The sequence below is a fragment of the Lentzea cavernae genome (genome assembly GCF_014653695.1).
GTDB lineage: Bacteria > Actinomycetota > Actinomycetes > Mycobacteriales > Pseudonocardiaceae > Lentzea > Lentzea cavernae.
Genome location: NZ_BNAR01000001.1, coordinates 536,651 through 548,048, shown reverse-complemented (window position 1 = coordinate 548,048; position 11,398 = coordinate 536,651). Strand labels below are relative to the sequence as shown.

Annotated in this window: 9 protein-coding genes; 7 read left to right on the top strand and 2 right to left on the bottom strand. The window is 69.6% G+C overall.

What is annotated here, in order from left to right; translation table 11 throughout:
• The first annotated feature begins 71 nt into the window (after nucleotides 1-71).
• From IE307_RS02485 to IE307_RS02475, 3 genes are all read left to right on the top strand, one after another.
• Nucleotides 72-797 carry a hypothetical protein gene (locus IE307_RS02485; RefSeq protein WP_229904312.1) on the top strand — a complete coding sequence of 242 codons (726 nt, stop codon included), beginning with the start codon at nucleotides 72-74 and terminating at the stop codon, nucleotides 795-797.
• 155 nt (nucleotides 798-952) lie between these two features.
• Nucleotides 953-2,923, top strand: a complete 1,971-nt coding sequence (locus tag IE307_RS02480; protein ID WP_191295775.1) for a glycoside hydrolase — start codon at nucleotides 953-955, stop codon at nucleotides 2,921-2,923.
• Complete coding sequence (locus tag IE307_RS02475) at nucleotides 2,910-3,791, top strand: cellulose-binding domain-containing protein (RefSeq protein ID WP_191295774.1); 882 nt, start codon at nucleotides 2,910-2,912, stop codon at nucleotides 3,789-3,791. Before IE307_RS02480 ends, IE307_RS02475 begins: the two co-directional genes overlap by 14 nt.
• On the opposite strand, the gene IE307_RS02470 is transcribed toward IE307_RS02475, so the two are convergent.
• A complete protein-coding gene (locus tag IE307_RS02470) occupies nucleotides 3,792-4,775 on the bottom strand; it encodes a LacI family DNA-binding transcriptional regulator (RefSeq protein WP_191295773.1) in 984 nt (327 codons plus the stop codon). It lies immediately after the preceding gene.
• Between the two features lie 74 nt (nucleotides 4,776-4,849).
• Here IE307_RS02470 and IE307_RS02465 point away from each other — a divergent pair, with 74 nt between their 5' ends.
• The 4 genes from IE307_RS02465 (at nucleotide 4,850) to IE307_RS02450 (ending at nucleotide 10,190) form a co-directional block, all read left to right on the top strand.
• A complete protein-coding gene (locus IE307_RS02465; RefSeq protein WP_191295772.1) occupies nucleotides 4,850-6,022 on the top strand; it encodes an MFS transporter in 1,173 nt (390 codons plus the stop codon).
• Between the two features lie 234 nt (nucleotides 6,023-6,256).
• The gene (locus IE307_RS46540) at nucleotides 6,257-8,440 is read left to right on the top strand and encodes a pectinesterase family protein (RefSeq protein WP_229904311.1); all 2,184 of its coding nucleotides are present in this window, start codon (nucleotides 6,257-6,259) and stop codon (nucleotides 8,438-8,440) included.
• Nucleotides 8,437-9,312: a carbohydrate ABC transporter permease gene (locus tag IE307_RS02455; RefSeq protein WP_229904310.1), complete on the top strand. Its 876-nt coding sequence runs from the start codon at nucleotides 8,437-8,439 to the stop codon at nucleotides 9,310-9,312. Before IE307_RS46540 ends, IE307_RS02455 begins: the two co-directional genes overlap by 4 nt.
• The gene (locus tag IE307_RS02450; RefSeq protein WP_191295771.1) at nucleotides 9,309-10,190 is read left to right on the top strand and encodes a carbohydrate ABC transporter permease; all 882 of its coding nucleotides are present in this window, start codon (nucleotides 9,309-9,311) and stop codon (nucleotides 10,188-10,190) included. The genes IE307_RS02455 and IE307_RS02450 overlap by 4 nt, the downstream gene beginning before the upstream one ends.
• On the opposite strand, the gene IE307_RS02445 is transcribed toward IE307_RS02450, so the two are convergent.
• Nucleotides 10,180-11,397 (bottom strand): RNA-guided endonuclease InsQ/TnpB family protein, encoded by a 1,218-nt coding sequence (locus IE307_RS02445; RefSeq protein ID WP_191295770.1) that lies wholly within the window; start codon nucleotides 11,395-11,397, stop codon nucleotides 10,180-10,182. The genes IE307_RS02450 and IE307_RS02445 overlap by 11 nt on opposite strands.
• Nucleotide 11,398: the final 1 nt, after the last annotated feature.

The following is an 11,398-nucleotide window of genomic DNA, read 5'->3' as shown; positions in this document are numbered from 1 at the left end:
CAGAAAACGTCCCCTACTCGTGAGGTTCGGTTATGTCGAGAGCGCATGCACGACCGCAACGGAGCAAACGGGTGATCGTGGCCGGGGTGGCCGTCGCCGCGACGCTGACGGCGGTGACCGCGGCCGTCGCCTTCGCCGGCGGGGAGACCGCGACGGGCGCGATCGTCTGTCCACAGCCGATCGTCCCGGCGGCGCCCGCCGCCGCCCAGGCCGAGGTGCAGCGGGAGCTGGCCAACCTGGACAAGCAGATCGCCGAGGCGAACGAGCGGCTGCGCACGTCCGCCGGTGAAGGCGGGCCGAACTTCGTGCAGAACGCCATCCTGGGCCCGCTGGCGAGCAAGCGGGTCGCGGCGCTCAACCGCATCGAGACCGCCATCGGCAGGGTCGCGGAGAAGCCCGAGGGCCTGGAGAGGTTCGCGACCTGCGGCCTTGGTCAGGCGCCCGCGGTGTCCGCGCCCCCGACGACCTCGAAACCGGCTGCCGGCGGCTCGAACGCGCCGGCTCCGGTGGCGGGCGGGGCCGTCGAATGCCCGTCGCCCGTGGTGCAGAACGTTCCCGCCGCCGCGCGGGCCGAGGTCGACCGCGAACTCGCGAACCTCGGCAAGCAGCAGGCGGAGGCGAACGAGCGGCTGCGCACGTCGGCCGGTCAGGGCGGGCCGAACTTCGTGCAGAACGCGATCCTCGGCCCGTTGGCGAGCAAGCGCGCCGCCGCGCTGGACCGGATCGCGATCGCCATCGGCCGCGTGCAGGCGCGGCCACAGGGACTGGAGCGCTTCGCCACCTGCTCGCTCAAGTAACTCTCCTCGGGGTTCGAGCGAGCGGCCGCCCCGCAGGGGGCGGGCGTTCCCGGAGGTCCTGCCGGGCGGACGCGCCTCCGTCCGGCAGGACCTTGACGCGCCAGTAGGTTCTCGATAGATGTTAGCGTGAACATCGCGCGTTCAACGGAGAACCGATGACCAGACTTCTTGCTCTGATCGCCGCTTCGGCGCTCACGCTCTCCACCGCGGTCCCGGCGACGGCCGCCGTCGACGCCGTCACGGTGCGGCCGGATCCGACCTACCAGCAGGAGCCGTTCCAGGGCTGGGGCACGAGCCTGGTGTGGTTCGCCAACGCGACCGGCGGCTACCCGGACGAGATCCGCGACCAGCTCGCGGAGCTGCTGTTCGGCGAGGACGGGCTGAACCTCAACATCGCCCGGTACAACGTGGGCGGCGGCAACGCCCCGGACGTGCCGGAGTACCTGCGCGCGGGAGCCGCGGTTCCGGGCTGGTGGAAGGCCCCCGCGGGCACCACCCGCACCGACACCGACTGGTGGAAGCCCGGCGACCCGCGCTTCTTCGACACCGCGGCGGATCCGCGCCAGCGCTGGTGGGTCGACCGGATCAAGCAGGACGTGACCCGGTGGGAGTCGTTCAGCAACTCGCCGCCGTGGTTCCAGACCGTCAGCGGCTACGTCTCCGGCGGCTTCGACCCGAACGCGGACCAGCTGCGGGAAGACAGGATCGGCGACTTCGCCGCCTACCTCGCGCAGGTGACCGCGGAGCTGGAACGCGCTCACGGCATCAGGTTCGCCACCGTCGACCCGTTCAACGAGCCCAACACCTCGTACTGGCGCACGACGCTCGGCCCGGACGGCAACCCGACGGGCGGACGGCAGGAGGGCGCTCACATCGGCCCGGCACTGCAGGCGAAGGTGGTGCCCGCGATGGCGGAGGCGTTGCGCGCCACCAGGCTCAAGGCGGCGGTGTCGGCGCCGGACGAGACCAATCCCGGCATCTTCGCCGACGACTGGGCCGGCTACCCGGCCTCGGTCCGCGCGCAGGTCGGCCAGTTGAACGTGCACACCTACGGCACGGGACGGCGCACGTCCGCCCGCGACATCGCCAAGGGCGCGGGCAAGCCGTTGTGGATGAGCGAGGTCGACGGGCACTGGGGTTCCGGGCAGAGTTTCACGAGCATGGACCCCGGTCTCGGCATCGCCGAGCGCGTCATCGACGACCTGCGCGAGCTGGAACCGCGCGCCTGGCTGCTGTGGCAGGCCGTGGAGGACTACAACAACATGAAGCCCGGCGCGGAGTCCCCGAACGGCATGAACTGGGGCGTGATCCAGATCCCGTTCGACTGCGGGGCGGGCGACACCCTGGCGACCTGCCCGGCGCGGGTCAACACGAAGTTCCACGCGCTGCGGAACTTCACCCACTTCGTCAAGCCCGGTGACCGGTTGGTGAAGGTCGACACCACGACCGACGTGGCGGCGGTGCGCAACACCGAGCTGAAGTCGGTGGTGCACCTGAACAAGACCGACCAGGCGCAGTCCGTGACGCTGGACCTGTCGGCGTTCGGGTCGGTGCGCAACGGCGCGTCGGTCCGGCCGGTCGTCACGGACCAGCACGGCGCGCTGGTGAGGGGCGCCGCTGTGAGCGTGCACAACCGCCAGGCGACCCTGTCGGTGCCCGCCAGGTCGGTCACCACGTTCGAGGTGAACGGCGTGAGCGGGGTGAACCGGGCGGCGGCGCTCGGCGGTGAGCACCGGCTCACCGGCGTGCAGAGCGGCAAGTCCCTCGCCCCGTCGGGCACCTCGCTCGTCCAGCGCACCACCGACCCCGCCGCGGCGGACCAGGTCTGGCGCGTGGAACGGCGTTCGGGCGGCTACGACAACCGCGCCCAGTTCTCCGTGGTCAACACCGCCACGGGCCAGCGGATCGGGGTGAACGGCGCCGACGTCGTGCTCGGGACCGCGGACGGCCCGGCCACGAGGTGGGTGCTGTCGTCGACCGGGGACGGCACGTGGACGTTCGTGAACGTTCTGACGGGTAGCCTGCTCGACGTGATCGGCGAGTCGCGTGAGGACGGTGCCAGGATTGGTTCGTATCAGGCGACTTCGGGCGCCAACCAGCGCTGGACAGCCGTTGCGCGCGGTTAGCGGTCTTCTCGCGGCGGTGGCGCTGCTGGCGGGGTGCTCCGCTGAGCCGCCGGCACCGCCGCCGCCCACCCGCGTGCCGCTGAAACCGCCGACGCTGATCAACGAGCAGGTGCGGTCCGAGAGCGTGCTGCACTTCGTGCGGGACGTGGTCGACGGCCGCACCGTCGAGCTCGCGGACGGCACGAGGGCGCGGATCGCACAGCTGGCTGCCCCTCCCGGGTGCGGGGAGGCGGGCGCGCTGTCGTTCGCCAGGACGACGTTGCTGGCCAGTGCGGTCCGCATCAGCCCGATGCTCTCCGGCGACGTCAAGCTGGTGCTGGAGGACGGCACCGACTACGCGTTGCTCGCGGTGAGGCAGGGCGCGTTGCGGGCGGAGGGCGTCGACGGCGGGCCGCTGCTGACCGCCGAGTCGGAGGCGGCCGCCGCCGACCGGGGCCTGTGGGGACCGCCCTGCGAGGCCCCGGCGGTCACGTCCTCTTCCGCCGTCACCACGACACCTCCGCCGGCGCCGCCCCGGCTGACGACCACCACCCCGCGTCCGCCCGCACGGACGTGTGCCGTCTCCTACCGCCTGGCGGGGCAGTGGCCGGGCGGGTTCCAGGCCTATGTGACCGTGCGCAACACCGGTACCGCACCGATCGACGGCTGGGCGGTGCGGTGGACCTTCGGCAGCGGACAGGTGGTCACGGAAACGTGGAACGCGACTCCCCGGCAGTCCAGGGGAACCGTCGACGCCGTGAACGTTCACTACAACAACCGAATCGCGCCGGGCGGTTCCGTGGAAATCGGGTTCAACGGGTCGGCGCGGAGCGGGAACGCCGCTCCGGAGGCGTTCTCGCTCAACAACCAGCCGTGTTCGACCGGATGATCACGCGCTGTCCCGCACGACGAGGGCGGAGGGGTAGAACGTCGCTCCGGAGGTGTCCCGGCGGTCGAGCACGGCCCGTGCCGCCGCCGTGGCGATCTCCTCCACCGGGTGCGTGCTCGTCGTGAGCGCGGGCCGGCTCAGCCCCGCGAACGCGATGTCGTCGAACCCGGCGACCGCCACGTCGCCCGGCACCCGCACGCCGAGCGCGTGCAGTCCGTCGAGGACACCGAGCGCGGTGAGGTCGCTCAGCGCGAACACCGCGTCGGTGTCGGGCCACCGCGCCATGATCTCGATGGCCGCGTCGGCACCCCGCGGCGCGGTGAAATCGCCGGGGACGACGCGGGGCTCGCCGCCGCTCTCGCGCAGCACCTGCCGGTACGCCTCGACCGCGCGATCACCGCACGGCAGCCACGACGGCCCGGTGACCATCGCGATCCGGCGGCGGCCGGTGCGCACCAGGTGCCGCACGACGCCGTCCGTCCCTGAGCGGTTGTCGACGTCGAACGACGGCACGTGCCGCGCGCCGACCCCGACCGCGGCGACCCGCCCCCGCAGGGCCCGCGGCACGGTCTCGAGCGCGGGCCGGGTCGGGTTCACCACCACCAGCCCGCCGAGCCCGCGCCCGTCGGCGAGCCGGGCGAGTGAGCCGGGGTCGTTCAGGGGTAGCCAGTGCAATGAGACACCGACCTCCCGCTCGGCGGCGACGTGCGCCGCCGAGGTCAGCACCCGCCCGACGTACGGGTCGTCGAGCACGGCCGCGGTGTGGCCGATGACGGCGATGGCGAGCCGCGTTCCGGTGCGGGTGACCAGAGCGCGGGCGGAGGCGTCCGGCACGTAACCCAGGGCCGCCACCGCGGCGGTGACCCTGTCCCTGGTGCGTTGCGATGCCGGTCCTTGTCCCGTGACAACACGTGAGGCGGTGGCCCGGGACACGCCCGCGGCCCGTGCCACGTCATCCAGCGTGGCGGTGCGTTCAGCCGTCATCAGAAGAGTATTGCGGTGGAAGCGCTTCCATGTGTGGGGTAAGTACTTCCGTATCGAGAAAGGGAGGGACCGGGATGTCGGTCACGGTGCCACGCAGTCAGGTCCGAGCCGCCGCGGCGGGGGTGGCGGTGACGTTCGGGCTCAACGGCGTGGCCGTCGCGACCTGGTTCGCCCGCGTCCCCGCCGCCCGCGACGCCCTGGGCCTGACCCCGGGAGCCCTGGGGTTGCTGCTGCTGTCGATGTCCGCGGGCGCCTGCCTCGCGATGCTCACCGCGGGCGAGGTGACCCACCGCCTCCGGCCCCGGCGCACGGTCTCCCTCTCCGCCGTGACCGTCGCGGTGGGACTCGCCGTGGCCGGCATCGGCATCGGCGCCTACCCGTCGGCCGTCCTCACGGCCATCGGCATCTTCACCCTCGGCTACGGCTCGGGCCTGTGCGACGTGGCCATGAACGTGGAGGCCGCCGAGGTCGAACGCGCCCTCGGCAAGACGGTGATGCCGCGCTTCCACGCCATGTGGAGCCTCGGCACCGTGGCCGCCGCGGGCATGGCCTCGTTCGCCGCGTGGGCCGTCCTGCCCGTGACCGCACACCTCGGCGTCGTGGCCGTGATCGTCGCTCTCGGCACCCTGGTCGCCGCCCGCACGTACCGCTTCGCCGGCGAGGCCGAACACGGCGGCGGCAGCGGCGTCATGGCCGCGTGGCGCGAACCCCGCACGTTGCTCATCGGCCTGCTCGTCCTGGTGCTGGCGTTCACCGAGGGCACCGCGAACGACTGGGTGGCGGTGGCGTTCATCGACGGCTACACGGTCGACCCGGCCCTGGGCGCCCTCGTGTTCGGCGTGTTCGTCACGACCATGACGTTCGGCCGGATCTTCGGCACCATCGCCCTGGACCGCTGGGGCCGCGTGCCGGCGATCCTCGTCTCGATGGTGCTGGCGGCGTCCGGTGTGACGCTGGCGGTGTTCGCGGGGTCGCCCGGGGTGGCGATCGCCGGTGTCGCGGTGTGGGGGCTCGGGACGGCGCTGGGGTTCCCGGTGGGGATGAGCGCCGCGGCCGACAACCCGGCTCGGGCCGCGGCTCGGGTGAGTGTGGTCGCGGTGATCGGGTACACGGCGTTCCTGGCTGGGCCGCCGTTGGTGGGGTTCCTCGGGAACGAGGTGGGGGTGTTGAAGGCTCTGCTGGTGGTGCCGCTGCTGTTGTTGCCGGCGTTGGCGCTGGTGCCGATGCTGAAGCCGGTCAAGGACTGACTCCTCCTCTGCTCGGCCACATCTGAAGACACGTACGAGACGAACGCCGCGATCGACACCGATCGCGGCGTTCGTCGATTCGACGCCATTCGATTCGAAGAATCATCGAATACCGTGCCGAATTGTCGAATGGATTCACTTCGTTGACGCGTGGCAGACACATTCGTATTCTCGTTTCACGATCGTGGACGGTGTTCAAGAATGTGAATCCTGCTTTCCGGAGGGTATTCCGTCATGCGGCTTTTCGTTGGCGCGCTGGTTCTGGCGTGCGCATTCACCGGGGTGGCGACCCTCCCCGCGCAGGCCGGCCCAGATCCGGCACGGCAGGTGCTTCCCGCTGGGGACGGCTGGGCGTCGTCCGGGCCCGGCACGAGCGGGGGAGCGGCGGCGCCCGCCTCGAACGTGCACGAGGTGCGCACGCGGGCCGAGCTCGTCGCGGCCCTCGCCAGTCCTGCTCCGAGGATCGTCAAGGTCAGGGGTGTGATCGACGCGAACACCGGGGACGACGGGAAACCGTTGCGGTGTGAGGACTACGCGGTCGACGGGTACACACTGGCCGGTTACCTCGCCGCCTACGACCCGGCGGTGTGGGGGTGGGAGCGCGAGCCCGAAGGGGCGTTGGAGTTGGCGCGGGTGGCGTCGGCGAAGAAGCAGGAAGCGGTCATCGGGCTGAACGTGCTCGCGGACACGACGATCATCGGGGTCGGCAGGGGTGCGGGGATCACCGGTGGCAGTCTCCGGATCCACAACGCGCGCAACGTGATCGTGCGCAACCTGACGTTCCGCGACACCGCCGACTGCTTCCCGCAATGGGATCCGACCGACAACAGTCCCGGGTCGCTGCCCGGCAACTGGAACTCGCTCTACGACTCGGTGTCGGTCCAGCGCTCGGAGCACGTGTGGGTGGACCACAGCACGTTCACCGACGAGCCGAACGTCGACAGCGCGCAGCCGCTCCACTTCGGACGGCCGTACCAGGTGCACGACGGGCAGCTCGACATCACGAACGGGTCCGACCTCGTCACGGTGTCCCGCAACGTGTTCGCGGAGCACGGCAAGACGATGCTGATCGGGTCGTCGAACACCTCGACGACGGATCCGGGCAAGCTGCGGGTCTCGGTGCACCACAACGTCTTCCGCGACGTGCTCGAACGGGCGCCGCGGGTGCGGTTCGGGCAGGTGCACGTCTACAACAACCTGTACGAGGGCGCGCAGACCTACAGCTGGGGCGTCGGCGTCAAGTCGCAGATCTACGCGCAGAACAACTTCGTCAAGGGCATCGCGCCCGAAGAGGTCGTCTACAACTGGGGCGGGATGGCGATCACGGACGTCGGCAACCTGGTCGACGGGCGGCCGGTGAGCCTGGTGAACGCCCACAACGCCGCGTTCCCCGACAAGGCGCTCGGCACGGACGCCGGGTGGACGCCGACGCTGAACCGGGGTCTGGAACCCGCGCACCGGATCAGGCACCTCCGGGCGGGCGCGCGGCCGGCGGGGCACCACCTCGTCGTCGGCAGGGGCTTCGCCACCGTGCAGGCCGCGATCGACGCGGCGCCCGACAACGCGGTGATCACCCTGCCGAAGGGCGTGTACCGGGAGGTGGTCAAGGTCCCGGCCAGCAAGAAGAGCCTCACGATCAGGGGCGCCACCGGACGAGCTCAGGACGTCGTGATCGACTACGACAACGCCAACGGCACGAAGAAGCCCGACGGCACCACGTACGGCACGACGGGCAGTGCCACGGCCACCATCGCCGCGGACGGTTTCACCGCGCGGGACATCACCTTCCGCAACTCGTTCGACCGCGCGAAGCACCCGGAGATCACCGCGACGCAGGCCGTCGCCGCGAAGGTGACCGGCGACAGGGCGTTGTTCGACCGCGTGCGCTTCGAAGGCCACCAGGACACCCTGTACGCCGACACCCCGGCCACGAACACGCGTTCGCGCCAGTACTACCGCGACTGCGCGATCACCGGTGACGTCGACTTCCTCTTCGGCAGGGCGACGGCCGTCTTCGAACGGGCGACCATCACCGCGCTGAGCCGCGGCCAGGACCCCAACGGGTACGTGACCGCCGCGAGCACGAGGAACGACAACCCGCACGGCTTCCTGATCGTCCACTCGAAGATCCGCAGCGACGCCCCGGCCGGCACCTACTTCCTCGGCAGGCCCTGGCACCCCGGCGGTGACCCCGACGCGATCGCCCAGGTCACCATCCGCGACACCGAACTGCCCGCCGCGGTCAAGAGCGCGCCGTGGACCGACATGTCCGGATTCCCGTGGCGTGGCGCCAGGTTCGCGGAGTACCGCAACACCGGGCCCGGCGCGGGAACGGGCGCCGACCGCCCGCAGCTCACCGACGAGCAGGCGCGGCAGCACACGAAGGCCGCCTACCTGAGCGGGTGGAACCCCGCGTGAGAACCCGCACCTGGGCGCCCTACGCCCTGATCGCTCCGACGCTCCTGCTGATGGCGGTGTTCCTGGTCTACCCGATCGCCAGCGTCGGGTGGTTCAGCCTGCGCCAGCACACCGTCACGCAACCGTGGAAGAACGGCTTCATCGGGTTCGAGAACTTCCGCAGGATGCTGTTCGAGGACGAGCTGTTCTGGCAGAGCCTCGCGTTCAGCGCCAAGTGGGTGGCGGTCGAGGTCGGGCTGCAGCTAGTGCTGGGACTGGTCCTCGCGCTGATCGTCAACGAGACGTTCGTCGGCCGCGCGATGGCGCGAGCGCTGGTGTTCTCGCCGTGGGCGGTGTCCGGCGTGCTCACCACCGGCATCTGGATCCTGCTCTACAACCCGTCGACGGGCATCTTCCAGCAGCTCGCCCAGTGGGGCATCGGCGATCCCGGCACGTCGGTGCTCGGCGACCCGGCGACCGTGTTCCCCGCGACCGTCGTCACCGAGCTGTGGCGCGGCGTGCCGTTCTTCGCGATCCTGCTGCTCGCCGATCTGCAGACCATCCCGAACGACCTGTACGAGGCGGCAAGTGTCGACGGAGCCGGGCGGTGGCGGCGGTTCGTCAGCGTCACGCTGCCGCACCTGCGGGACGCGATCGTGCTGTCCACGTTGCTGAGGGCGGTGTGGGAGTTCAACAACGTCGACCTCATCTACACGCTCACCGGTGGGGGACCGGCGAACCAGACCACCACGCTTCCGCTCTACGTGGCGCGCAAGGCCGTCGACTCGCACGACTTCGGCTACGGCTCGGCGCTCACCATGGCCGGCTTCGTGATCCTGCTGTTCTTCTCGATCCTCTACCTGAGGGTGTCCAAGTTCGGGAGCCGGGCGTGACCCAGACACTGACTCGTCCGAAGACCGTCGTGCCGCCGCCTCCGGCGCCACCTCGACGCCGCAAGCACCGCGACCCGAGCCGGTACTTCCGGCTGCACCTGCCGTTGGTGCTCTACCTGCTGTTCACGCTGATCCCGTTCTACTGGATGCTGGTCTTCGCGCTCAGGCCCGCGGGGGAGACCTCGCTCGTGCCGTGGCCGATCACCTTCGAGCACTTCGACACCGTGTGGAACGGCGTCGGCTTCGGGTTGTTCTTCCAGAACAGCCTGATCATCGGAGTCGGCACGCTCGTCGTCGTCACGGTGTTCGCGCTGATGGGCGGCTACGCCCTGGCGCGCTTCAAGTTCCGCGGTCAGCGGGTGTTCCTGCTGGCGTTGCTGTGCACGCAGTTCATCCCCGGCGCGATGATGCTGATCCCGTTGTTCGTGATCTTCAAGTCCGCCGGGCTGCTGAACAGCCTCACCGGTCTGATCATCGCGGACACCGCGTTCCAGCTGCCGCTCGCGCTGATCCTGATGAGCGGGTTCGTGCGCAACGTCCCGGTCGAGCTCGAAGAGGCCGCGATGGTCGACGGGTGCACGCGGCTGCGCGCGTTCTTCGCGGTGACGCTGCCGCAGCTCAAGCCTGCGCTCGTGGCCGTCGGGTCGTTCGCGTTCATCGGCGCCTGGAACAACTTCCTGTTCGCGCTGATGTTCGCGAGCAAGCAGGACAAGTTCACGCTGCCGGTCGGGCTGAGCTACGCGCTGGGGGAGTTCAACACCGACTTCGGGGCGCTCGCGGCGGGCGGCGTCGTCGCCGCGGTGCCGGTCGTGCTGGTTTTCGCCGTGGTGCAGAAGTTCCTGGTCCAGGGACTGAGCGCCGGTGCGGTCAAGGGTTGACTTCTCCTCTCCCCGAGGGGAGAGGAGATTCCTGCTTCTCTGCCAATCGCCCGCTCGGAGTATTCCGTTGAGGTCTTACATCAGCTCCACAGGCAGAAGCCGCCAGCTCGGCGGCCATGATGTTGCGCGCTGCATTGATGTCGCGGTCATGCTCGACACCGCAGGTGCACGTCCACCTGCGAGTGCTCAACGGCATCGTTTCGCGACGCACCCCGCACGCCGAACACAGCTTGGAGGAGTGAAACCACCGGTTCACGGTGATCACGTCTCGCCCGTACCAGACTGCTTTGTATTCCAACATTTCGCGGAACTGCGCCCATCCAGCATCGCTGATGGCGCGTGCGAGTCTTCGGTTCTTGACCATGTTCCGCACGGCGAGATCCTCGATCACGAGCGTTTGGTTCTCACGCACGAGTCGAGTGGTGATCTTGTGCAGGTGATCGCGACGGCGATCTGCGATCCTGGCATGTATTCGGGCCACCTTGCGGCGCGCCTTGATGCGGTTCGCTCCGTTACCGCACGCCCTACGTGCCAATGCCTTTTGAGCGCGAGCAAGGCGTTTTCGATCACGGCGTTCGAGCCGCAGATTGGTGATCTTCTCTCCAGCGGAGAGGACCAGAAGATGATCCAGGCCGACGTCGATGCCGATCGCGCTGGTGGTCGGGGGCAGCGTGGTCACGGTCGGATCCTGACACCGCAAAGACACGAACCAACGGCCGGCGCTGTCCTGCGACACGGTGACAGTGGAGGGCGACACTCCGTCAGGGAGCCGTCGCGACCACACGATGTTCAACGGATCGCGCATCTTGGCCAGTGTCAACCGGCCATCGTCATACCGGAACGCACTTGTCGTGTACTCGGCCGACCGGCGGGACTTCTTGCGCGACTTGAAACGCGGGTGTCTCGCTCGCTCGGAGTAGAAGTTCGCGAACGCCACATGCAAGTGGCGCAACGTCTGCTGCAGCGGCACCGACGACACCTCGGTGAGAAACGCCAGTTCCTCAGTCTTCTTCCACGCGGTCAGCATCGCCGAGGTGTCGTAGTAGTTCACCCGTTCTTGCCGCTGCACCCATGCCTCGGTACGCACTGCGAGCGCCAAGTTGTAGACCTTCCGAACGCAGCCGAACGTGCGCAAGAGCTCCGCAGCCTGCGAATCGGTTGGATAGAAGCGGAACTTGAACGCTCGCGTTACCGGCGCATCCCCCACA

Excerpts from the sequence above, each read along its gene's own strand:
- IE307_RS02480 (WP_191295775.1), top strand. The coding sequence starts at position 953 with ATGACCAGACTTCTTGCTCTGATCGCCGCTTCGGCGCTCACGCTCTCC.
- IE307_RS02470 (WP_191295773.1), bottom strand. The coding sequence starts at position 4,775 with ATGACGGCTGAACGCACCGCCACGCTGGATGACGTGGCACGGGCCGCG.
- IE307_RS02465 (WP_191295772.1), top strand. The coding sequence starts at position 4,850 with ATGTCGGTCACGGTGCCACGCAGTCAGGTCCGAGCCGCCGCGGCGGGG.
- IE307_RS46540 (WP_229904311.1), top strand. The coding sequence starts at position 6,257 with ATGCGGCTTTTCGTTGGCGCGCTGGTTCTGGCGTGCGCATTCACCGGG.